Below are 23,221 nucleotides of genomic sequence, written 5' to 3' on the forward strand. Positions count from 1 at the left end.
TTCATCAGCCGTTCTGCTCGCACAAAAAAGCCCTCATTAGGAGGGCTTTTTTGTGCGAATTCACATGACTCATCGGGTTGTCGACGCATCGCCGGTCAGACGTTTCGGTACGTCGGGCGCAGAAATCAATCCCTCGTCGTGCTCCAGATGCTCGCTATCCCCCGCAAAGCCACCGCCCAATGACTGAATCAGCTTGATCGAGGCCTGCTGCTGCTGTGAGGTCACTGTAGCAAGAGTCCGCTCGGCACTAAGAAGCTGCTGCTCGGTCGAAAGCACTTGCAGATAATCGGCGATACCGGCTTGGTAGCGCTCTTTTGAAAGCGTAAAGGCCTTCTCTGCAGCGTCCTTGGCTTGACGCGCCGCTTCAAGCTGCGCTCGATAGGACGATACGGCATTGACCGCGTCGGCTACCTGATTCAAAGCCGACAGCAGGGTCTGATTATAACGACCGACCGCCATGTCATAGTCGGCCAGCGTGCTCTCGAGATTGGCTCGAAGTTTGCCACCCTCGAAAATCGGCAATGAAATCGCCGGGCTTACGCTGCCCGCCTTGGCAGACTCACTGAACATGTAATCGCCCAGATAGGACTTGAACCCCGCCATGGCACTCAAGTTGATATTGGGAAAAAACTTGGTCTTGGCGGCTTTCACGTTCTTTGATGCAGCCTCGACGCGCCAGCGCGCGGCAACAATGTCAGGCCGACGGCCCAGAAGCTCTGCCGGCAGATGACCAGGCAACACAAGCGGAAGCTCTGTAAGGGCCTTGGGTTCTGACAGCGCAAAAGCACCGTCAGGCCCTTTACCTATGAGCTGCGCCAATGAAAGCTTGGCGCTTTGAAGCTGCTGATCGGCACTGGCAAGCGATTGTCGAGCGCTTGATACGCTCGAACGTGCCTGCAGCTGCGGCGCCTCGTTTTGAAGGCCGCCCCGCGACAGTTCCTGGTTAATGTCGGCAATGCGTTGGGTGCGCTTCAGGTTCGCCCTGGCAATCTGTCTGAGCGTATAGGCATCCTGAAGCTTGATATAGGCTTGAGCCACGTTGGTCGAAAGCGATAGAAGCGTTGCCCGATAATCGATGTTCTGCGCCCTCGCCTGGCCAAGCGCGGCTTCCCAGGCAGCCTTGTTGCCCCCCCATAGATCGACATCGTAACTGAAGTTCAAAAGCATGCCGCGCGTCGTGCTGTAAAACCCGCCAACGCCTGTAGGATCATCGACCTCAGACACCCGTGTGCGCGTTACATTGGCATTGCCATCGAGCGTTGGCAGCCGCTCGGCATTTGCAATTCCAGCCTCGGCGTTGGCCTTTCGAAGGCGCGCCCGGGCAATCTCCAGGTCGGGGCTGTTATCCAATGCCTGCTTGATCAAGGCGTCCAGCATGGGGTCATCGAACGCGCGCCACCACTTCGTCTCAGGCCATGCGGCCTTGGACAACGGCACCTTTGCCAGTGTTTTTTCCGAATGAACGCGGTCGACACTTCGAATATCGCTGTGAGACTCGATACCCGCATAATTGGCGCAGCCAGCCAACAGCGCAGCCATAGAGAACGCCACGCTCGTAGCGCCCCACTTCAGGCGTTTTCCTGCACCAGGCAATGTTTGACTCACACGTGATTCCCCACCAGATTCAAGTGACGTGCATGATACGTAAGACGTTGGGTCAACGCCAATACAAAGCGTGCTAACTTTTTAACTTCAGTGTTTAGTTTCCTGATACCTCGCCTCACGGCCACCCATAAAAAAAACCACTCCGTGAGTGGTTTTTTTAGGGAATCGGTCCGGTCAACTCTTCTTGTTGGCGGCTTCTTCGATCAATGCTTCCTTGGTGCTCTTCGGCGACTCAATCAATTCACGCTTCAAATCGCTGTAAAGCCCGCGCTGGGTATTGCATGAGGAGCAGAATACCTTGTCTTCCGGATTGTGCACCTGAGAAAGCCGGACACGATGACTGCCACATTCAGGGCAGGGAGACGGCATTCGCATTTCTTCGGAAAGGTCGTTCATGGGGGCTCCTTTTAAAAATAACTCGTCGCGAACGTCGGCGTGAGTTTAGCCCGCAAGGCGATTACCGGCCAGCCTTAGCTGGCCGGTAAAGGAATCAATCGACGCGCTTCAAGGTCAGATCCATGTTGGATTGAATCTTGGTGTAATCGCGGCTCAGGATCTGGAGGTTGCCGTTACTCAGTGGCAGCAGATTGTAGACCGTCGTCCCATCCTGTCCGGTCAACTGATAGACTACCGGATACTGGTTCGGGCCGGCGTCATTAAGGACCATGACCTGCCCCTTGGTGATCATTGGCTCGTTACCTTGTGACTTACCAAGGTAGGTGCTTTTCATGGTGAACTTGCCAGAAACGTCGTTTTCATTATCGATCATCAAACGCGTTTTGATACCCGAGCAGTCAGCACAGGGTAGAACACCGGCATAATTGCCTTCTACCTGATCGTAGGGTGAGTTTTCCTCGAGGCCACCGCTTGCACACCCAGCCAAAAGTGAAACACCCATAATTCCTGCAAGACCAAACATGCTGCGCTTGTTGGACATACCCTAAATCTCCATATTCGGGAAGTGTTCCTCCAACATAGTCGTGAAACCGAAAAGTCTCAAAGAAAAGCTTTTAACGAGTTCACCTACAATAAAATCCGCCATTTAAAGAGGTTCTCATGCGTCAATTTCTTGCCACATTACTTCTTCTGACCACAAGCGTCTGCGCCAGCGCCGCCACCCCATCTGCTGCCGGCGTCCATGACGCCCTGAACAGTTTCGTCGATAAAAATGACCTTGCCACCCGCTACCAACTGGACCGTCTCGCGGACAACACCATCGAAGCCACGGTCTGGTTCGACGGGGACTATAACTTCAATGCTGAAGAGATCGAGGCCTACAGCGATGGAATCTGCTACTCACTGATGAGCCAAGCAGTTCGCACAGGCCTTGGCCAATCAGACAAGCCGTTGTCGGTCGTCTGCCATGCACGGATAACCGACCCGTCGCATCCGGAGTCGGCAGGTGCGCCCTTGGGTACCAGCGAAAACGACGCAAAAACCGGGCTCTTTAAATTTTCTCCCGCCGACAATGATCTACTGGCTCAAAAGGCCAAGAGCTGACTGGATAAAAGCGCTCACACTCCTGCACTGGCTCAAGCGTTCAAAAATGTATTGGCAAGCGTCTTTGCGCGTGCAGGAGCTCCGCTGTCGCGCTCAATGTGCGTTTGAGATATGACGCCTTCCTTTAAGAGACAAAGCGTATCACACCACTGACTTCTGTCTGATTGAGCAACGTCCATCTCGTTTAAATAGAAATCAAGAAGAGCTCGAACTCGCCGCTTGTGCTGAGCGCAGCGAACATGAGTGGGATGGTTGGGATCGCTGTATTCTGCGGCGGTATTGACGAAAAAACAGCCACGATACTCGGGAAACGTTGATTCTTTATTAGCCTGCCAATCATCCAGCGCATCGAACAGGGCGTCACTTAACTCGGTCGGAGTGTCCGCGATGGCCAACCGCTTGGCCAACCAGTCCACGAAGGTGTTATCCCAGTAATCGACCACATCGAGCACCAGGTTCTCCTTGCTGTCGAAGTGGGTATACAGGGTTTTCTTGGCAATTCCCGAGGCCGTAAGAATCTGATTGATGCCAACGGCATGGATGCCATCGCGATAGAACTCCGTAAATGCTGTCTCGATCAGCTGTTGACGCTTACTGCTCATGAGTCATTGCCCTCGCTTTCGCGTAATACGCTTTCCGTAACCCGATATGGCGCTCAGATGAATCGGAAATGCGCCGTCCATGGCTTTGAAATTAAGCATAGTGGCTTTTGAGGGGACGCGTGGCAGCATTGTCTTACATAATCGCAAGTTTACTTATATCGCCCCGCGTTTGCTTACCGTAGGCGACATATGGATTCCAATTCAAACGACTCATCACGTAATTTAAACCCACAAAAATTCACATCCTTATCAGTCAGTTAAGTAGACAACCTCGATCACTTACGCCGATAAGCTCTATTATGTGCTGTGTTTTCCGGTTTTAAAGGGCGCCGTATATCGATTAAAATACTAGTACTTGATCTAAAAAATCTAATAAAAAAGAACTAGATGATAAACCAAGTTACTAACACTTTTACCATCGAAGTCATTCGAACTGACGAGTACGGAATTCATTTATTATGTTTACATTGATCCTATCGTTCTGGCGCAGCTACAAATGTCGCAAACTTCGCGATCATACGGAGCAGTTGAATCGTCAGGCAGCGGCACGCATTGCGGCCAAGGCCGACGGCCAGACCCCATCCTCACCATGCTGCGAGCCTGTTCGCTCAGAGTCTGCTGAAACCATTGCGGACGACGAGCGCCCTGCCTCGTTCTATCAGCGAGAGATCAGCTCAAGCGTTGTAAGCTGACTCGCACCGCCATCCCGCTCTTTTATCTGGTACGACTTCACACCGGCGTCGCTCAAAAGTGCCTTAAGCGTAGCGCGCCGGTCATCAAGCAACGCGCGTACTTGTCGATCATCAAGTGATGACCGTTCACCCCGACTGACACCAGGCGTCAACCTCACTGCAAGCTTCGAGCGCTTGGCAAGCCCGCGCGCCCAATGGGTCAATCGATCGGCCTTGGCCTCATTCAATCGATACTCCTGATGCCCGAACCGAATCTTGATCGTGCGCCCGTTCTGTTCAACCGTCGAATGGCCGATGGCTTGGTACAGCGAGGTTGGGCCACGGCCGGACGCCTTGGCCGAGCTTGAGTCCGACACCAGTGCTGACAACGCATCGAAAGGTGACGTCAGCACATCGGCAAAGGCCTTTCTCAGCGCCTGCCAGACCAGCGCACTTATATCTACCGAGGCCTCATTGGCACTCAAGGTGAACGGTACGCTCAGCGTCAGCCGACCCTGGTCATCTTCAAGCAGTGCAATGGCCGTCTTGATGGGAAACGAGGGTGGTTTGCCGACCGGTTGCCCAAGCGCCAGATCATTGAAGTAAATTGTATTGGAAGACCGTATGGTCTCGCCGTCGAGCCGATAGTGCATCGTTGCACTGACTTGGCCCTGCTTTACTTCGTACCCGCCAAACTCTCGAACATAAGGCGCGAACTCGGCCACAGGCATTGACTTGATCGAAAGCTCGACCTTGCCCGAGCGCGGCGCGTCGAACAAAGCCAGCTCGCCCTTGAGCGAAAGCGGTGACGATGAACTGACCTGCCCGGTCATCTCGACAGACAACGGCTTGGCATCACGGCTGTCGATGTCATTTAGCTGACCATGCAACTGATCGAGCGTGACCTCGAACGGCTCCTTCAGATGGCGGTCTTTCAGTTCAATGGTGCCGTCTTCCCAGCGAAGCGTCTTCAATCGAATACCGCCCTCGCGGTTTTGCTTTTGCTCCTGCTCATTGCTTGCCTGCTCGTTCTTTACCTGCTCTGTGTTGACCTGTTCACCCTCTGCGGCGCCGTCGCGCTTCTGGTCGTGATCGCTTGCCGTTTTACGCGCGGAAGGCATCAACGCACTCAGATTGAACGAGGACTGGGGTGTGATCTCCGCAAGAATCCACGGCGCGTCCAGCACCAGCGAATCCGCTGACATTTTGCTGGTCGATTGATCGAATTCGAGTCCTGACAGCCGTACCGACTTGGCTTTCACGAGCGGCGCCTGTGCGTCATCGACCAGTACCGCTGAGGCCAGTGATAAGTCTCCCGCGAGCGATAACCCCTTTTCACCGTCGATCAGATGAAGTTCCCCGTTCAACGTCCCCTGGGTAACGGTGGCGCCGGTCATGTAACTCATTGCCGTCTGGTAGGCATTGGCCGGTATTTGATCGAAATCGAGCCACAGTGACGTCGACCATGGCATGAAGCCCATCTTGCCGTGCCCGGCAAGCGTGCCACTTTCAAGACGCCCCGCTCCCTGCAGGTCGAACGGTTGCTTGCGGGCACTGTTGAACCCCTTCGCCGTGATCGATACTGAATCGAGCGCCACTCGGCTCGGTCCGGCCGGCGTGGGAAAGGTCCACGCCAGCTGGCCGTTATCCACGTTCAAGACGTCCACCTGGAAGGAAGACGCCTCACCACCACGCTCACCGTGGGCGAACAGCGTACTCAGGTTGAGCGCCCCCGAGGGCTTCGTTTCAAGCTCGAGCTGCGGCGCCTCAAGATCGACCCGCTCGATGTGAAAGCCATCGTTCCAAAGGGAGGCGTAGGTGAGATTGAAGGTCGCCACCTCGGCCGCGATGACCGGGCGGCGGTCGGCATCGCTTCCGGGAATGTGTAGCGAGTTCAGCGTCAGCGTGGCTGTCAGCGGGTTGAACCACACGCGCTCAAGCGTGACCTTGCGCTCGGTCATGGTCGAAAGCCTTGCCTCGATACTTGACTGGGCGTACTGCATGGCCAGGAAGTAACCGCCAGCGACGACAACGCCGCCCAAAAGCCAGGGAGCCAGGCGTCGTCCCCACTGTTTGGCGGCGTGAGCGTTAGTATTACGGTCGGTCATCGCGGCGACCCACCGGCTACTGGCAAAACCGTATCACGTAACAAGGCGCGTTCATCGTCGAGCGACACCGACGATACCGGTCGGTCGGCCCGGCGATACCAATAGGCCGCATTTCCATGATCGCCCTCCCACCGATGTAAATGCGCGTGTACCCAACGGATCAATCGTGAATCGGCATGTTCAACGATGTCGTGCGCTCGCTGCCAATCGCCTTGTTCGACGAAAAAGAGCGCCCTGACCACCGCCGGCCAGTGCGCAGGCGGCTCAGCCTCGGTCAGTTGCCGATCAAATTCATCGCGTGCCACCCCACCGTTTGTTTCAGCCATATACTCGCTCTTCACGCCCCCGAAATAAGCCTTCAGCGTAGACGGCTACCACCGCTCCCGCTCAGACTCGAAGCCCCAACCCACCCAGAATTACCCGAGTGACCGTCTGGATCGCACGCTCGAACTCAACGTCATCAAGCGGGTGGCGGTCATTTAAAAGTTCGATTTGATAATCGAAATCGGCGTAGTGCTGAGTGGAGGCCCAAATCATATAAAGAAGATGGGGCGGGGAGACCTGCGCGATCGCGCCACGTTCCACCCACCCTGCAATCTTGGCCTCCTTGAGCTTCGCCCACTCCACCAGGCGCGTTCTTGCCTCCTCGCTCATGAGCGGTGCCCGGTGCATCACCTCATTGGCCCAGACCTTCGACCCGTACGGGCGCGTACGGGACCGGGTCATCTTGGCACGAATGTAGGTGGTCAACACCACCTGGGGGTCGTCGTAATACTCAAAGCAAAGTGCATCCTGCTCCCAAAGGGCCAGATGCGCGGTCAACACTTCCCGGTAGAGCTGCGCCTTGGTCGAAAAGTAGTAATGAAGGTTGGATTTGGGCAGCTCGGCGCGCTCGGCGATGTCGCCCATGGTGGCGCCGGCATAGCCCTTTTCGGAGAAGATGGTCTCGGCAGCGTACAGAATCGCTGCCATGTTTTTCTGACGAATGATGCCCTTTTTGGTGTCCACGCCCTGCCCTCGTTCGAGCCTTGTTGTCGTGATACCGATGATGCCATTGCAAGGGCAGTGTTGTCTTAGCTCAGACCGTCGTCCATTTACCCCTGGTGCAGCTCTTCCCAGGCACTGTACACGCTCAGATGCACGCCCCCGCCGAGGTTATCCAGAAACGTCGTCTCTTTCAGGCGGTCCATGACCGGTCCCTTGACCTCGGCCAGATGAAAGGCAATGCCCGACTCCTTGAGGCGCTGATTGATCTCCTCGAGACTGTCGAGCGCCGAGGCATCGATCATGTTGATGGCCTGACACGCAAGCACCAGATGCTTGAGGTTCTTGACCTGGGCACAGAGAGAGTCGATTTTTTCCTCAAGAAACCGTGCGTTGGCAAAATAAAGACTTTCATCGATGCGCACGATGATCACGTTCTGATCGGTTTCGACCGCCTCGAACCGGTCGATGTTTCGAAAGTGCTCGGTTCCGGGTACGCGACCAAGCACCGCGCAATGCGGCCGGCTCGTTCGATAGAGATAGAGCATCAAAGACAGCGCAGCTCCGGTCACCAGGCCCGTTTCCACCCCCTGCCAAAGCGTGACCACGAATGTGACCAGCATCGCCATTGCATCGCCACGGTAATAGCGCCACGACCGCACAAACGTATGAACATCCAGCAGGCTCAAAATGGATACGATAATGATGGCAGACAGAACGGTCGTCGGCAGATGCGCGATGACCGGAGTAAGCGTCACGATCGCGATCAGCACCCCGACGGCTGCCATCAGGCCCGAGGCTGGCGTAGCCGCACCCGCCTCATGATTGACCACTGAACGCGACAGGCTCCCTGTCACCGGAAATCCGCCACTGGCGGCTGAGCCAAGGTTGGCCACCCCCAGCCCGACCAGCTCCTGATCCGGATCGATGCGTTCCCGGCGCTTGGTCGCCAGCGCCTGCGCGACCGACATCGCCTCGACAAACCCGATAATACTGATCAACAGCGCCGAACCGCCCAGTGACTTCGCCTGATCAAAAGAAAGATCAGGCCAGGACAGCGACGGCAGACCGGAGGCCACGGTGCCCAGCACTTCAACACCGCGCGACTCGAGCCCAAAGCCCCAGGTTGCCCACGTGGCGAGCGCCACGGTCACAATGGGCGCCAGACGCGTCAGAAATCGGGCCATGCCGGCAGACAGCTTGAGCGCCGTCAGTGCGGCCTCGAGCCACCGCCTGGCCGCCAGCAACATGACAATGCAGACAAGCCCCAGGGCAAGCGTCGTGCCATTGGTCTCGGGCAATGCCTTAAACAGCGCCGCAAGCATCGCAAACAGCGTGTCTCCCGAGGAGGAAACGCCCAACAAATGCGGCAACTGGCTAACCCCAATCATCAACGCCGAGGCCGAGATGAACCCGGCAATGACAGGATGGCTTAGAAAATTGGCAAAAAACCCGAGGCGACAGAGCCCCATGACCAATAGCATGGCCCCGGAAAGCGCCGCCAGTGCCACCACCACGACCATGTACTCGCCACTGCCTTGAGCCGCCCAGCGCGACGCGATGGAGGCCGTCATCAATGACACGACCGCCATCGGCCCGACCGAGAGCGTGGTACTGGACCCAAAAAACGTATAGAGCGCCAGCGGCAGCATACTGGCGTAAAGACCAACTACGGCAGGCACTCCCGCCAACAGCGCATAGGCAAGCGCCTGGGGGATCAGCATCAGTGTGACGATCACCGCAGCCAGTGCATCGTCACTCAGGGATCGAACGTTGTAGCCCGGAAGCCACTCGGTAATGGGCAGCAGGCGTTTTAAAACGCGTCGTCGTGCTGTTGCCGTACTCGCCATTGCTCACCCCACGTGCCAAAAAATAATAACGATATAGCGTTTAAGCCTATTTGCGAATGCACGATTTGAACACCGCCACTTCATACTTCATTCACACTATGGTCGCGCTGACGGTAAGGCGGAAAGCATTTACTGTATATATATACATATACCTATAGCGAATCGTCCCATGCACTGTCGCCTTCTGCCCGCTCACTCCACACCGATTACCTGCCCGATGATCGAACACCGCGTCCGCGCGGGCGTCTCCGGTTTCCCAAGCCCTGCACAAGATTACGCCACCGATCGACTGGATTTGAACGCGCACGTGGTACGCCACCCAGCGTCGACCTTCTATCTGGCCGTCGAGGGGGATTCGATGACCGGCGCGCGCATCCAGCCCGGCGATATTCTGGTGGTCGACCGCGCCCTGACCGCACGGCACGGACACATCGTAATCGCAGTGGTCGACGGTGAAATGACCGTAAAAACGCTCCGACTGACCGACGGTGCGCCGGGGCTTTACAGCGAAAACCGCGACTATGCGCCGATTCCTCTCATCAACCGGGATATCCAGATCTGGGGGGTGGTCACCTTCGTGATTCATGAAGCCGCATGAGCGGCCCATTCGCGCTGGTCGACTGCAACAACTTCTACGTCAGCTGTGAACGGGTGTTCGCACCGCGCCTTCACGGAGTACCGGTGGGGATCCTGTCCAACAACGACGGCTGCGTTATCGCCCGCTCCGAAGAACTCAAGCGACTCGGCGTTGCGATGGGCGTGCCCGCGCATCTCATTGCTCCGGCCTTGAAGCGGAAAATCGTTCTGTGTTCGTCGAACTATGAACTGTACGGCGATATGAGCGCCCGCGTGCTCGAGGTCATGAGAGCGCATTACAAAGGGGTTGAGCCCTACTCGATCGACGAGGCCTGGATCGATCTGACCGGTCACGCGGTAACGATCGACGAACTGAACGCACTAAGGCAATCGATTCGGCGCCTGACCGGCATCCCGGTTTCGATCGGTCTCGCCCCGACGCGAACGCTTGCCAAGCTCGCCAACCGCTACGCCAAGCGCGCAAGCAGCGGCGTGTACGTCATGCCCGCACCCAGCGACCCGGCGCATCCCGCCTTACTTCGCGCCACGCCCGTCGATCAGGTATGGGGCATCGGCACCCGGCTGGCGCTCCGACTGAAGGCCCAGGGCATACTGACGGCGCACGCGCTGAGCACAGCCGACCCACATGCCCTGCGCCGGGCCTTCAGTGTTGTGCTTGCACGCACGGCAATGGAACTTGCCGGTACTGCCTGCTTCGAGATGAACGACGCCGATTCGGATAAGCATGCCCTGATGACGTCCCGGAGTCTGAGCCGAGCCACTCAATGTCCGACCGCCCTGATGCAGGCAATCCGACAACACACCAACCGAAGCGCTGAGAAGCTCAGACAGCAAGGCTCAACGGCCAGAGCGGTCATGTTGACGATGAGCACCAGTAAACACATCGGGCCGGCTCGGCACCATGGGCGCGTCGTGATCGAACTCGAGCATCCAAGTCAGGATACGTTCATGTTTCTGCGCGCGGCGCGTCAAGGCTTCGAGGCGCTCTATCGAAAAGGGGTGCGATACCAGAAATGCGGCGTAATGCTGATGGATCTGGCGCGTACCGACCAGCAGCAACTGAGCCTTTTGGGAAATGTGTCCGGCGAAGCGACGCTAAATGACGCACTGATGAGTACCCTGGACCGCGCCAACCGGCGATTCGGGCAACGCGCCCTGACCGTGGGGTTCATCGATGGTGCCGGGCCGTGGCAGCTCAAGTGCGACCACCGCTCGAGCCGCTGCACTACCCGGTGGGACGAGCTTGCCCGGGTTCGCCGAACCTAGCTGCGCTCGTCTGAATCGTCGGGGGAATTCCTGTTGCGCCAGATGTCCCAGGCAATGCCGAATGCGATACCGACAACCGCGCCGGCCACAAGCGTACCGGACGCCAGCCAGACGATGCCGCCGATGGGAATACCCAAGAATGCACCGGGAAAGTTCTTGATCATAGGAAATCCGCTGAGTCCTGTTGGTCGAAAGAGCGCCGTGAAGGCCGGCCCTTGCACTACGCCGATATGATGACGGGAGACAGGAAGCGGGTCAAAGCCCAAAGCACATCTACTTGAGCACTGTCTTTTCTACTCCAAGAAATGCGCCCTCGAGGGCGCATTTCTTACGAAAACCTGGCCCATGAAATGGGTCAAGCGACACGTTCATAAAGAGCTCAATCGATCTCTTTCAACCACCCCTTCCATACCCGACGATGCCGGCGCTTGGCCCACTGGCGCGTGCTGCTGCTTTCAGGGGTTAGACACACAAGGCGCCCGTCGTCATCGCAGTTCATGATGAAACGGCGTGACGCGCCGATGGGGTTGGGGTTCGAACCAAAAATGCCGATGACCCGAATCTCGACGGCGCTGAATTCCTTTTGCCTGTCATCGGGCAGCCCCTTATCGTCCAGCGGCAGCTCATGGTACTCACAGGTCTGGCGCACCAGACGCTCAAAACTCCCCATCACCATATAATCGGCGTTGTCGAGCGGGCCTTGTCGCGTCCAGCGACCGTTTTCCTGCTCGTTTTTTGATTGCTGATTCTGCTGCTCGGTGTCATTGAGATCATCGGTGATGTCCAGGCAAAAGCGTTCGTCCTTTGCAATCAGACACACGATCACCGTTTCGACGAACACCGCCGACTCGCTCATGTTGCTGATCAGGCACTGCGCATTGAGATCCCGACCGAGGCCGCGATTGATGATGATTTGAGGGCGGCGCTGCGAACGGAAGCTGTGTAGAAAAAGCTGAAGATACACCCCCCAGATGATCAGCATACCGACACTGGTCAGCCCACTGAACACGGTCGCGTTGGCCGTGATCCACGCCCACAGCTCCGCCATTGAATTTGACATGCTACATCCTTGTACGTGGCATCAGCTCGGCGTTCGAAATACACTTCACGGCCTAGCGAACGCCGCAGATTACAAAGCGTAGAAGCCAGGGACCCATAACGCCTGCTTTGCCTCGATATACGCCCACCGATTTTCAAGAGCCTTCATGAGAAACCATAAACGCCTGGCCAGCATCAGCCTGGTCGCCGCCCTGCTTCTTTACAGCGCAAGCATCTACTGGGGCGATCTATTCCCGTACATGGATTATCTGACCGCGTTTGCAGAAGCCGCCCTGATCGGGGGCATGGCCGACTGGTTCGCCGTCACGGCCCTGTTTCGCCACCCGCTCGGGCTCAAGATCCCCCATACGGCCATCATCGCCCGCAACAAATCGCGTATTGGCCACAGTCTGTCGACATTCATTCGAAGCAATTTCTTGTCCAAGACCTACGTGCACTCAAGCATCAAGCAGACCGACATCGCCGAGCACTGGCTGAACTGGCTCCGTAAGCCTCACAACCAGCATGTACTTGCCAGCGCCCTGACCCGAGGTGCGACGTTCGTCCTGCGCTCACTCGATGAGCGCGGCGCCCGGGCCTTTTTTGAGGCAACGCTTACCCATTACGCCAAGCGGGTGGATCTTGCCGGCCTGTTCGGCCGAGTATTGGGGGCGTTGAAGGCAGATAACCAGCATCAGGCGCTGCTGGACGACACCTTGGATCGCGCCGCCCGCTGGCTCGAAAGCCCGGTGCATCAGCGCTGGCTCAAGCGCCAGTTGACCCAGGTCATTTTCAGGCTGATCAATCCAAAACTGTTCGGCCGTGAAATCAGCCTTAATCGGTTTGCAGGCTGGCTCGCCAACGAGCGAATCATCGAGCGGCTATCAGAGCTTCTGACCGCGGTGAGCAACGACGCGAACCATCCAGTGCGTCAGCAGCTCGATCATCAGCTGAGCCAGTTCATCGAGCGAACCCGAACCGACCCCGCACTGATTGCCCGCTTTGATCGCGTCCGCGAGGAGCTGACCGACAACCCGCATATGCAGCGCTACATCCAAACGCTCTGGACGCGATTGACCCAGAGTTGGCAGGCCGATCTGGAAAAAGACGGCGACGACAGCGCGAGCTATCGCATGGCGCGGGATTTCATCGCTCATTACACCCGGGTGCTGTCGGATGCACCGGAGGCGCGCCGCTGGATCAACGACCAGGCGCTCATCCTGCTGCCGGACCTGGTCGACAAAAACTCCGACCGTATCGACGCCTACATTCGCCGCTACATCGACCAACTCAGCAGTGACGATGTGGTCGAGCAGATCGAGAAAAACGTCGGCAACGATCTGCAATACATTCGCATCAACGGCACACTGGTCGGCGGCCTGGTCGGGCTGGCCCTGCACGCCGCGACACAACTGATCTCAAGCCTTTGAGATATAAACGCGCGAACGCATCAACTCGGCAGAGGATGCGCCTTAATAAAGGCGTCGATCGCTTGATAGACCGCCTCCGGGCACTCTTCATGCACCAGCAGCCGACCGCGCGACAAGGTGACCGACTCGACCAATGGGGTGAGGCGCTGCATGTTCTCTTTCGAGCGCGTGGGCATGTGTTCCGTCGTGAGCATGAGCGTGGGGCATGTGAGACGCTCCGCCGCCTCAAAAGCCGCGTCATTGGTCAAGAACGCATCGAAGGCGCCCGTCACGAAGCGGATCGAGCCGTGGCGGGCACCGGCGCTTTTCGGCACCTGACGCTTGCCCTCCATTCGAGCTGGGGTCAAAAACGTCGGTGATTCATAGACATGCTCGTTGATCATCTTTCGAATGCACCAGCGCCGAACGTTGAGCCAATAAAGAAGCGGTCCGATCACGGGCGCATCGAACACACGCCGTACGGTCTTGAACCAGGGTTTGACCGCGCCTTTGGCCATGGTGGGCAGCGGCCCTCGCCAGGTCGGTGCAATCAAAACCAGACGTTCACAGACTGCTGGCATGTCCTTGAGCCCGAGTAATGCAAGGCCGGCGCCATGACCGGCCGCAACAATCATGGCCGGCGTCTCTTTAAACTGTGCGAGCACCTCCTTGAGGTAGCGCACCAGTAGCGCCGCATTGCCATCAATAAACGGTTTGGGCAAATCGCCAAAGCCGGGCCAGTCGATCGACACCGTGCGGTAGTGTCCTGACAATCTGGCTTGAAGCTCGGCAAACTCATGGCGGGTCGAGACCGTCGACAACGCCGGCAATAACAAAACCAGCGGCCCTTCGCCCTGCTCGGTCCATTCAAGCGTTATTGGCAGTCCCGCGCCATGCCAGACAAACCGCGTCGTACGTGCCAGATGATGTTGCACCGTTGTCACCTCGTTTAAAATGCGTCGCATTACGCTAACGTATTCGAAACCGATTTGTCTCAGACGTTTGTGTAATCGAGGCCATAGTGACACGCGCCATAAAAAAAGCCCGCTCGAAAGCGGGCTCGGTGTACATCGATAAAACCAAAGGTCGATGGCTTAGCTGTTGGCGACTTTCTTGAGCGCTTCGTTAAGCGTCGCGCTCGGACGCATCGCATCAGAGGCCAACTGCTTGTCAGGGTGATAGTAGCCCTTGATCTCGACTGCCTTGCCCTGGGCACCGTTGAGTTCATCAACGATGGTCTGCTCTTCGGCGCGAAGCGTGGAGGCGAGCTCAGAAAACAGCGACTTGAGTTCGGCGTCGTCATCCTGAGCGGCCAGCGCTTCAGCCCAGTACAGCGCCAGGTAGAAATGGCTTCCGCGGTTGTCGAGCTCACCGGTCTTGCGCTTGGGCGACTTGTCGTTGTTCAGGAATTCGCCATTGGCGGTATCGAGCGCCTTGGCAAGCACCGTGGCCCGAGCGTTGTCGAACGTTTTGCCCAGATGCTCGAGTGAGGCCGCCAGCGCCAGAAATTCACCCAGTGAATCCCAACGCAGGTGGTTTTCCTCGACCAGCTGCTGAACGTGCTTCGGTGCACTGCCGCCTGCGCCGGTTTCGAACAGGCCACCGCCGTTCATCAGCGGCACGATCGAGAGCATCTTGGCACTGGTGCCAAGCTCCATGATCGGGAATAGATCCGTCAGGTAGTCGCGCAGCACGTTGCCGGTAACCGAGATGGTGTCTTCGCCACGACGGATGCGCTCAAGCGAGAACTGCATGGCCTCGACCGGCGGCAGGATGCGAATGTCCAGCCCACTGGTGTCGTGGTCCTTGAGGTAGGTTTCGACCTTCTGGATCAGCTGGGCATCGTGGGCACGGTTGGCGTCGAGCCAGAACACCGCAGGCGTTTCACTGTCACGAGCGCGGGTGACGGCAAGCTTGACCCAATCGCGAATCGGCGCGTCTTTCACCTGACACATGCGCCAGATGTCTTCGGCTTCGACGTCGTGTTCGAAGACGACGTCACCGTTTGATTTGACGACGCGCACGGTGCCGGCAAACGGAATCTGGAAGGTCTTGTCGTGAGAGCCGTATTCTTCGGCCTTTTGCGCCATCAGGCCCACGTTGGGCACGCTGCCCATGGTGGTCGGATCGAACGCGCCGTTTTTCTTGCAGTCGTCGATGGTGGTCTGATAGATCGTCGCGTAGCAGCGATCCGGGATGACGGCCTTGGCGTCGTGACGCTGGTCGTCGGCGCCCCACATCTTGCCGGAATCACGAATCATCGCGGGCATCGAGGCGTCGATGATCACATCGCTTGGAACGTGCAGGTTGGTGATGCCCTTGTGGGAATCGACCATCGCGATGCTCGGACGCTCCTTGTACAGCGCATCGATGTCGCCCTTGATGGCGTTCTGCTTGTCCTCGGAAAGCGACTGGATCGAGGAATACAGATCGCCTACCCCATTATTGGGGTTGAAGCCGGCCTGTTCGAGATCACCCGCGTGATCTTCAAGCACTTGCTTGTAGAATTCACTGACCACGATGCCAAACATGATCGGGTCGGAGACTTTCATCATGGTCGCTTTCAGGTGAAGCGAGAACAGCACGCCCTGCTTCTTGGCATCATCGATTTCAGCGGCGACAAAGGATCGAAGGCTCGACGCACTCATGAACGCGCCATCCACCACTTCACCGGCCAGCACCTTGACACCATCTTTCAAGGTTTCTTTGGTGCCGTCCTTGCCGACCAGCTCGATAGTGAGGCTGTCGTCGGCGTCTAACGTTGCGGACTGCTCACTGCCGTAGAAGTCGCCGTCTTCCATGTGAGCCACGTGGGATTTGGAGTCCGAGGACCACTCGCCCATGCGGTGCGGGTATTTACGAACGTAGTTCTTGACCGACTGCGGTGCACGTCGGTCCGAGTTGCCCTCACGAAGCACCGGGTTCACGGCACTGCCCTTGACGCGATCAAAGCGCGCCTTGGCGTCCTTCTCGGCGTCGGTGGCCGGCTCATCGGGATAATCGGGCAATGGATAGCCCTGCCCCTGAAGTTCCTTGATGGCCGCCTTGAGCTGAGGCATCGAGGCGCTGATGTTCGGCAACTTGATGATGTTGGCCTCAGGCGTCTTGGCAAGCTCACCGAGTTCACTGAGGTGATCGCCAATGCGCTGCTCATCGCTCAAGACATCCGGAAACTGCGCAAGAATGCGTCCTGCAAGCGAGATGTCACGCGTCTCGACCACAATCCCGGCCGGATCGGTAAAGGCATCGATGATGGGCAGCAGCGAATAGGTTGCAAGCGCTGGTGCCTCATCGGTCAGCGTATAAATGATCTTCGGCGTATCGGACATATTGGCGTTGACCTCTCTTGTCACAACGATGACTAATAATCCTGGAAAACGATGGTAAAGGCCGCAACAGCGTACGTTCCATCGACAGTGTCGACCGGGCGTAGACACGCCACATTATGTCGACAATGTTGTCACGCTGAAATGCCCCGTTCGGCAACACTTCATCGTGCCCTGAAGTATACCAGCCCGGCACTGATTGTGACCAATTCGGGCTGCTTGGTAAATTCCTGGTGATGCGCAAAACGATGCATTCTCAGCACGGGCAGACTGCCCCTCTGAAACTGTGTCGACAATCCAGCTTCAGGAGCGTTTATACGTATATCCAACGTAGTTCAAGTTTGCGTCAAACACATGGCGCTACCGAGTGACTGATAGTGCAAGGCATAATTAAAGTGTGAGGCATAAAAAAAGCCGAACCTATGTTCGGCTTTTAAATCCTGGGTCATCGGAGCGTTATACGCCCGCTTTTTTCTGCTTGAGTTTCATCATCGTAAAGACAAGGGCAAATAAAAGCAGATCCTGCTGTTTTCGAACCAGACACACCAGAAACTGAATCTTGCGGTCGTTCTGATAAGGTTCGGCCTTGCTGAGATCGACATGGCGGCGCGCTTCGCAGGCGTTCGACTTGAACTCCTTGAAGGCATCTACAGGATTGGACGGGCCATTTCGCTTGGCAATGTTCTGAGCACTATTGATCAGCGCTCGACTCCAGTGCTTGGCCAGAAAATGCTCGTCATTGATGCCTCGTTCGCGCAGAAGGCGCTCGATCCGGCCCAACCCATAAACAAAATACGAAAACTGCTTGGGATTGTAGGACGTTGTCAGAGACTCGCTTTGGCCAACCACATACCGGTAGGCATGCTCACTGCAGATGATGCCATGCTGGAGGGCGATAAAGGCGTCGAGATTGAATCGAAAATCTTCGCCAAGCGCCACGCCTTCCTCGAAAGCAATCGCATGTCGCGTCAAGAACTCGGCGGAGAACATCTTGTTGAAGACCGGGTTGAAGACGCCGGCCTCATAAAGCATCAGAAAATCATGGTCAAAATCGAATTCACCCGCAGCCAGTGTCGAGCGATTGAGCTCGTGCCCGTCTCGCTCACAGATGGTCGCATAGTTGAATACGGCAATCTCGGCCCTGGCACGCTGGGCCTTGGCAAGCACGGACATTACTTCAGAGGCAAGCAGCTGGTCGTCGGCATCACAAAAGGCGATGTAGTCGCCCTGAGCGGCCTTGATGCCCGTGTTACGAGCGACAGACACACCACCATTGGCCTGATCGATCACGCACACGTTGGATCGACTCGTCTCGAAGCGCCGACACTGTTCGAGGCTATCATCCTTCGAGCCGTCGTTGACCAGCACCACCTCGACGCCGTCTTGCGGCAACTCGGCAAGATGCTTAAACAAGGTCGCCAGAGATGCCGACGCATTATAGATCGGTACGACAATGCTCAAGTCGAAAACGCGTCGAGATTCGTTTGTCATACGCCCATCATCAGTTGGTTAAAGTCATTCAGACAAGCTTAAACAAAAGCTGTATACACCGAAAGTAGTCATGGTTCGAGCAGGCCATCCGCGCATGCTTCAGCATACTGGACCTGCACCGAAGTATCGTGACGATACGCAGAATACCTTTAAATAATGAAATATTCTTTTCTAGAAGGGCGCGAATAATATTTTATTCTTCACGCTCGTTCAATAAAGGCTCTGACAGCCGAGCCGCCATGTGACTTCATTCTTCACGACGCATCCAGCCGTTTTTTGCCCGCGCAGTTGAAAGACTTGAGCCAGACCGTGTACCACGTTGAAATATGTGTCTGCCTTCAAGATAGCCGATGGCGCCAACCACATCACATCGGCTGATCGGACGTCCGACACCCACTTTCAAAGGATACGCGCGGTGACTCATACCTCTGCGATTCAGTTCACGGCGCTGGTGCCGTCTCATCTTCAACAGGCGCAGCGCCTTTCTGCCCTGGCACAATGGGAGCATCGTCTAGAAGACTGGGAAGCCATGCTTGATCTCGCTCAGGGCATTACCGCGCTCGATGATCAGAGTAACGTTATCGGAACCGCCCTCTGGTTCGAGCACGACCATGTCACGTCGATCGGCGCGGTGCTGGTCGACCAATGCTGGCAGCGCCAGGGTATCGGCCAGACGCTGATGTCGCGCGTCATGGCCGCAGCCTCCCACTCGACGTTTTCATTGGTCGCAACGCGCCAAGGTGAGCCCCTCTACCACCGGATGGGCTTCAAGCAGGCAGGAACCGTTCGCAAGTATCAGGGCCGGGTCGATGAGCGCTTACCTTCTCCTTCTGTCGTTTCAGGGCTGCGCCGCATACGTGAGTGCGATATCCACGCAGTCGCGACCCAATGCTCGGCGACTTTTTTAAGCGCGCTTGCCCGTCAGGCAACAGACGCGGTTTTGATCGAGCGACAAGGCCATATTCACGGCACTGCGCTGTGTCGCCCTTTTGGCCGTGGGCTTCAAATTGGGCCGGTCATCGCGCAGGACGCAATTGATGCCTGGGCCATGATCGAAGCGCTCCTGGACAATGCGCGAGGCCAAATTGTACGTCTGGACATCGCGGACAAACCGGACTGGGAGACACCGCTTGCCCACTGGGGCATGTCCGGAACTCCACCCTCCCAACGACTGAGCTTCGGCCCGACACCACCCAGCACCTCCTATATACGCTTCGGTTTGACGAGTCAGGCCATAGGCTGACACCTAAAAATTTATACATCGATTGTGCAAAAGCACTTTTGAACGATCAGAATCACTCCCTAAGCCTTGATTTCAAACGAGATTCAGCTCGAAAGAAAAATTTGATCTTATATTTGTACAAGAACTTCATTTGTGTCATTGTTTAGATGCTGCGCCAAAGGAGATAGGCGAGCCGGGATTTCAGGCACATGGATCATGTGTTCTTACGTGATCCCAGCCACGCACGATGCGGGGCCAAGGCTGCACCAGGGATGGTGATGAAAGACAGGCTGGCAAAGGTTGCCCAGCACTCGGTCGAAGTGACCTAATCAGTTGCCAGGAAGGCAAACCCGTAAACAAGGAGCGTTTACATGAACTACGCAATGATGTGCCACCGCTGTGGCAGCTCACATACCAAAGCGCCGCTTAGTGAATTCGATTGGGATGAGATCGAATGCGCAGACTGCGGTGAGTTTCTAGACACGGTTGGTAACTGGGAAGCGTCCCATTCACCTTCGCTGGCATTTCAAGCCTTGAGCATGTCCAGGACGCTCAGCATGCAGATGACACGTGAAGCTCAGGCTCACGCAAGCAAAGGCGCAACAGGACGCGTTGCCCAATGATGCGGGTTGCCTTGGATATGGAATGCGATGAATGCGGGCATGATCAGTTCATGCTGCCGGTTCAGAAAAAACAGGGCGATCAAGTCACATGCGTTCAGTGCGGCAAGCCGACGTGTCATACCTCCGATCTTGAATCGGCCCTTGGTGCGTTCGCCAAGCACAATACGGTTCCTGAACCAGTGCTTGAAAGCGCAACCGATACATTGGGACGCATGCGCGAGAATGCATAACGCGCTTAAGGCATTCTTGCTTTACCTCGCAATGTCCACATAAAAAAGCCTGCTTTCAAGCAGGCTTTTTTGGTACATGGTCAGGCGCCTGGCGTGTCCGCCCTACCCCCGACGAATCAACTCCATCAATACCATCGAACGCGGCTGAACTCGGTAAGTCGAACCAAATTCGAAGTTACTGCCCTGGGCATTGCGCGCATCGGCCGTATCCAATCTGAACATCCAGAATCGACCCTGAGCGGCTTCCGGGAGCGGCCATTCGATTTCACTATCATTGCCGTTGAACAGGATAAGCAGTGTACTGTCGGAGCCTACACGTCGAATACCGGTGGGCTGTGCACGCCCATCGAGAATAACGGCCACGTTCAAGCGCGACGGGTCTTCCCATGCCTCCGGAGTCATGTCCTTACCGTCTACGGTCATCCAGCTGACATCACGAACCTGAAGCTCGTCGTTCCAGTCACCGGTCATGAACCGACTGCGCCTTAAAATCGGATAATGGCGGCGAAGTCGAATCAAATACCGAGTGAAATCCAGAAGTGATCTACCTTCCTCGGACATATTCCAGTCGACCCAGCCGATCTCGCTGTCCTGACAGTAGGCGTTGTTGTTGCCTTCCTGCGTGCGGGCGAATTCATCGCCTGCGAGAATCATCGGCGTACCTTGCGCGAACAGAAGCGTGGCCATCAGATTACGCATCTGCTTCATTCGAAGTGCGCGAATGGTCTCGTCTTCAGTAAATCCTTCAACGCCGTGATTCCAGGATCGATTATCGTCGTGCCCGTCGTTGTTGTCTTCGCCGTTGGCCTCATTGTGCTTGTCGTTGTAGGTCACCAGGTCGCGCAATGTGAAGCCATCGTGCGCGGTGATGAAGTTGACCGAGGCAAACGGTTTGCGTCCGCGGTGGTTGAACAAGTCCTCCGAGCCCATGAGCCGGGTAGCGAAATCGGGCAGGGTATTTTCATCACCGCGCCAGAACGCTCGCACCGTATCCCGGAACCGATCATTCCACTCGGCCCACCCCGGCGGAAAACCGCCCACCTGATAGCCACCCGGGCCACAATCCCAAGGCTCGGCAATCAACTTGCATTGGGACAACTGCGGATCCTGACGGCAGGAGTCCAGAAACCCGCCCCCTTCATCGAACCCATGGGGTTCACGACCAAGAATGGTTGCCAGATCGAACCGGAATCCATCGACACGCATTTCCTTGGCCCAATACCGCAAGGAGTCCGTCACCATCTGCAGTACGCGCGGATGGGAGAGATTAAGCGTGTTGCCGGTGCCGGTGTCGTTGATGTAATAGCGAGGCTCAGGCATCAGGCGGTAGTAGCTTGCGTTATCGATGCCCTTCCAGGAAAGCGTCGGCCCGAGCTCATTGCCTTCGGCGGTGTGGTTGTACACCACATCCAAAATGACCTCCAGCCCGCTTGCATGCGCGCTCGCCACCATCTGCTTGAACTCGCTGATGCTGCTGGAAGCCATGTACTTAGGATGAGGTGCGAAAAACGCGAGGGTGTTGTAGCCCCAATAGTTGTGAAGGCCCTTTTCCTGCAGATGCCGGTCATCGGCGAAGGCATGAACCGGCATAAGCTCCAGCGAACTGATGCCAAGGCGTTGAAGGTGCTCAAGGATGGCGGGATCGCACAGCCCTGAGAACGTACCTCGAACCGACTCATCGACCTCGGGGTGACGCATGGTCAACCCCTTTACATGCGCCTCATAAATGACCGTATCCTGCCACGGAACATGCACGGGCTGAGAGCGGCCCCAGGTAAAGGCGGGATCGACGACTCGACACTTGGGCATGAAGGGCGCGCTGTCGCGTTCATCAAAGCTGAGATCGCCGTCTTCATGGCCAATGGTGTAGCCATAAAGCGCATCATCCCATACCAGCTCACCGGTGATCTGCCGCGTACAAGGGTCGATCAACAGCTTGTTGGGATTGAATCGATGGCCCTTTTCCGGCTCGTACGGGCCATGCACTCGATAGCCATAGAGCTGGCCGGGCCGGGCCTCGGGCAGATAGCCATGCCAGACTTCATCGGTAAATTCCGGAAGCTCAATGCGCTCGAGCTCCTCTTCTCCGTCGTCACTGAACAGGCACAGCTCCACCTTGGTCGCATGGGCCGAAAACAGGGCAAAATTGACCCCCAGCCCGTCCCAGGTTGACCCCAGCGGATAAGGAAGCCCTTCTTCGATGCGCCTTGAATTATACCGATGCGAGCCACGCTCACTGTCGGCCACACTGCCAGGCGTTGGTGCGCCTGGATGAATCGCTGTATTTCTCATGCTCGATTACTCTTTCGACGCGTACGGCTTGCGGTCGAGCTGTCATCCGAGGGCGTCGTCTCCGAGGAAGTGTCTGACGTATCGGCCTTGGCTGCTGCCTTGCGTGGTCGAGCGGTCGCTTTCGTTTTCGAAGTGCTCTTTGGCTTGTCGGCAGTCGTTGAACTCTTGCGCCGGGTCGACTTGACCGTCGGTGGCACCTCCGCACTCTGTTCAGTCTTTTCAGGCGGCTTGCGGGTCACCGGCTCCGGTGGAACATCGGTCACGCGCTCAGCAGCCACCAGCCGGCTGGCCATTTCCCAGTGGCGCTCGGCCTGCCCATCCGGGCGACCTTCCACTTCCCACAGTCGATAGGCCAACAAACGTACTCTCAACTGATCATCCATTCGGTGATACTCCATATCGAAACC

General features: G+C 56.7%; 22 protein-coding genes. 7 read left to right on the plus strand and 15 right to left on the minus strand.

Going from position 1 to position 23,221, the window contains the following annotated elements; translation table 11 throughout:
- Nucleotides 1-69 precede the first annotated feature (69 nt).
- The 3 genes from NAT49_RS04325 to NAT49_RS04335 form a co-directional block, all read right to left on the minus strand.
- Nucleotides 70-1,539 carry an efflux transporter outer membrane subunit gene (locus NAT49_RS04325; protein WP_251590773.1) on the minus strand — a complete coding sequence of 490 codons (1,470 nt, stop codon included), beginning with the start codon at nucleotides 1,537-1,539 and terminating at the stop codon, nucleotides 70-72.
- 240 nt (nucleotides 1,540-1,779) lie between these two features.
- Nucleotides 1,780-2,001: a hypothetical protein gene (locus NAT49_RS04330; protein ID WP_251590780.1), complete on the minus strand. Its 222-nt coding sequence runs from the start codon at nucleotides 1,999-2,001 to the stop codon at nucleotides 1,780-1,782.
- A 94-nt stretch (nucleotides 2,002-2,095) separates the two neighbouring features.
- Nucleotides 2,096-2,542 (minus strand): copper resistance protein NlpE N-terminal domain-containing protein, encoded by a 447-nt coding sequence (locus NAT49_RS04335; RefSeq protein ID WP_251590782.1) that lies wholly within the window; start codon nucleotides 2,540-2,542, stop codon nucleotides 2,096-2,098.
- A gap of 119 nt (nucleotides 2,543-2,661) precedes the next feature.
- On the opposite strand from NAT49_RS04335, the gene NAT49_RS04340 reads away from it, so the two are divergent.
- Nucleotides 2,662-3,105, plus strand: a complete 444-nt coding sequence (locus NAT49_RS04340; RefSeq protein WP_251590783.1) for a hypothetical protein — start codon at nucleotides 2,662-2,664, stop codon at nucleotides 3,103-3,105.
- A 32-nt stretch (nucleotides 3,106-3,137) separates the two neighbouring features.
- Here the strand turns inward: NAT49_RS04340 and NAT49_RS04345 are convergent, their stop codons facing one another.
- The 5 genes from NAT49_RS04345 to NAT49_RS04365 all read right to left on the minus strand — a co-directional run bounded on the left by NAT49_RS04345 (nucleotide 3,138) and on the right by NAT49_RS04365 (nucleotide 9,320).
- Entirely contained in the window at nucleotides 3,138-3,707 is a 570-nt protein-coding gene (locus NAT49_RS04345; RefSeq protein ID WP_251590785.1) for a TetR/AcrR family transcriptional regulator, read from the minus strand.
- A 658-nt stretch (nucleotides 3,708-4,365) separates the two neighbouring features.
- On the minus strand, nucleotides 4,366-6,486 hold the full coding sequence (locus NAT49_RS04350; protein WP_251590787.1) for a DUF748 domain-containing protein: 2,121 nt from the start codon (nucleotides 6,484-6,486) through the stop codon (nucleotides 4,366-4,368).
- The gene (locus NAT49_RS04355; protein WP_251590789.1) at nucleotides 6,483-6,812 is read right to left on the minus strand and encodes a hypothetical protein; all 330 of its coding nucleotides are present in this window, start codon (nucleotides 6,810-6,812) and stop codon (nucleotides 6,483-6,485) included. Before NAT49_RS04355 ends, NAT49_RS04350 begins: the two co-directional genes overlap by 4 nt.
- A gap of 61 nt (nucleotides 6,813-6,873) precedes the next feature.
- A complete protein-coding gene (locus NAT49_RS04360; RefSeq protein WP_251590791.1) occupies nucleotides 6,874-7,494 on the minus strand; it encodes a TetR/AcrR family transcriptional regulator in 621 nt (206 codons plus the stop codon).
- Between the two features lie 86 nt (nucleotides 7,495-7,580).
- On the minus strand, nucleotides 7,581-9,320 hold the full coding sequence (locus NAT49_RS04365; protein WP_251590793.1) for a SulP family inorganic anion transporter: 1,740 nt from the start codon (nucleotides 9,318-9,320) through the stop codon (nucleotides 7,581-7,583).
- A 169-nt stretch (nucleotides 9,321-9,489) separates the two neighbouring features.
- Between NAT49_RS04365 and NAT49_RS04370 the strand changes: the two genes are divergently transcribed.
- Nucleotides 9,490-9,918 carry a LexA family protein gene (locus NAT49_RS04370; protein ID WP_251590796.1) on the plus strand — a complete coding sequence of 143 codons (429 nt, stop codon included), beginning with the start codon at nucleotides 9,490-9,492 and terminating at the stop codon, nucleotides 9,916-9,918.
- Nucleotides 9,915-11,183, plus strand: a complete 1,269-nt coding sequence (locus NAT49_RS04375) for a Y-family DNA polymerase (RefSeq protein WP_251590805.1) — start codon at nucleotides 9,915-9,917, stop codon at nucleotides 11,181-11,183. The genes NAT49_RS04370 and NAT49_RS04375 overlap by 4 nt, the downstream gene beginning before the upstream one ends.
- Here NAT49_RS04375 and NAT49_RS04380 read toward each other — a convergent pair.
- Both NAT49_RS04380 and NAT49_RS04385 read right to left on the minus strand, forming a co-directional pair.
- Nucleotides 11,180-11,347 carry a hypothetical protein gene (locus tag NAT49_RS04380; protein WP_251590807.1) on the minus strand — a complete coding sequence of 56 codons (168 nt, stop codon included), beginning with the start codon at nucleotides 11,345-11,347 and terminating at the stop codon, nucleotides 11,180-11,182. The two genes, NAT49_RS04375 and NAT49_RS04380, sit on opposite strands and share 4 nt — an antisense overlap.
- A gap of 215 nt (nucleotides 11,348-11,562) precedes the next feature.
- Complete coding sequence (locus tag NAT49_RS04385) at nucleotides 11,563-12,243, minus strand: hypothetical protein (protein WP_251590809.1); 681 nt, start codon at nucleotides 12,241-12,243, stop codon at nucleotides 11,563-11,565.
- Between the two features lie 145 nt (nucleotides 12,244-12,388).
- On the opposite strand from NAT49_RS04385, the gene NAT49_RS04390 reads away from it, so the two are divergent.
- Entirely contained in the window at nucleotides 12,389-13,651 is a 1,263-nt protein-coding gene (locus NAT49_RS04390; protein ID WP_251590811.1) for a DUF445 domain-containing protein, read from the plus strand.
- 20 nt (nucleotides 13,652-13,671) lie between these two features.
- On the opposite strand, the gene NAT49_RS04395 is transcribed toward NAT49_RS04390, so the two are convergent.
- From NAT49_RS04395 to NAT49_RS04405, 3 genes are all read right to left on the minus strand, one after another.
- The gene (locus NAT49_RS04395; protein ID WP_251590813.1) at nucleotides 13,672-14,565 is read right to left on the minus strand and encodes an alpha/beta fold hydrolase; all 894 of its coding nucleotides are present in this window, start codon (nucleotides 14,563-14,565) and stop codon (nucleotides 13,672-13,674) included.
- Nucleotides 14,566-14,724: 159 nt separating this feature from the next.
- Complete coding sequence (locus NAT49_RS04400; RefSeq protein ID WP_251590814.1) at nucleotides 14,725-16,959, minus strand: NADP-dependent isocitrate dehydrogenase; 2,235 nt, start codon at nucleotides 16,957-16,959, stop codon at nucleotides 14,725-14,727.
- Between the two features lie 453 nt (nucleotides 16,960-17,412).
- Entirely contained in the window at nucleotides 17,413-18,447 is a 1,035-nt protein-coding gene (locus NAT49_RS04405; RefSeq protein WP_251590816.1) for a glycosyltransferase family 2 protein, read from the minus strand.
- Between the two features lie 415 nt (nucleotides 18,448-18,862).
- On the opposite strand from NAT49_RS04405, the gene NAT49_RS04410 reads away from it, so the two are divergent.
- The 3 genes from NAT49_RS04410 to NAT49_RS04420 all read left to right on the plus strand — a co-directional run bounded on the left by NAT49_RS04410 (nucleotide 18,863) and on the right by NAT49_RS04420 (nucleotide 20,522).
- Entirely contained in the window at nucleotides 18,863-19,690 is an 828-nt protein-coding gene (locus NAT49_RS04410; RefSeq protein ID WP_251590823.1) for a GNAT family N-acetyltransferase, read from the plus strand.
- A 350-nt stretch (nucleotides 19,691-20,040) separates the two neighbouring features.
- Nucleotides 20,041-20,292, plus strand: coding sequence for a hypothetical protein (locus tag NAT49_RS04415; protein ID WP_251590825.1), 252 nt, complete (start codon nucleotides 20,041-20,043; stop codon nucleotides 20,290-20,292).
- Nucleotides 20,289-20,522: a hypothetical protein gene (locus NAT49_RS04420; RefSeq protein WP_251590827.1), complete on the plus strand. Its 234-nt coding sequence runs from the start codon at nucleotides 20,289-20,291 to the stop codon at nucleotides 20,520-20,522. Before NAT49_RS04415 ends, NAT49_RS04420 begins: the two co-directional genes overlap by 4 nt.
- A gap of 102 nt (nucleotides 20,523-20,624) precedes the next feature.
- On the opposite strand, the gene glgX is transcribed toward NAT49_RS04420, so the two are convergent.
- Together glgX and NAT49_RS04430 are read right to left on the minus strand one after the other, a co-directional pair.
- Nucleotides 20,625-22,814, minus strand: a complete 2,190-nt coding sequence (gene glgX / locus NAT49_RS04425; protein ID WP_251590834.1) for a glycogen debranching protein GlgX — start codon at nucleotides 22,812-22,814, stop codon at nucleotides 20,625-20,627.
- Nucleotides 22,811-23,197, minus strand: coding sequence for a DUF2934 domain-containing protein (locus NAT49_RS04430; protein WP_251590836.1), 387 nt, complete (start codon nucleotides 23,195-23,197; stop codon nucleotides 22,811-22,813). The genes glgX and NAT49_RS04430 overlap by 4 nt, the downstream gene beginning before the upstream one ends.
- Between the last annotated feature and the right edge of the window lie 24 nt (nucleotides 23,198-23,221).

The sequence above is a fragment of the Larsenimonas suaedae genome, assembly GCF_023712105.1.
GTDB lineage: Bacteria > Pseudomonadota > Gammaproteobacteria > Pseudomonadales > Halomonadaceae > Larsenimonas > Larsenimonas suaedae.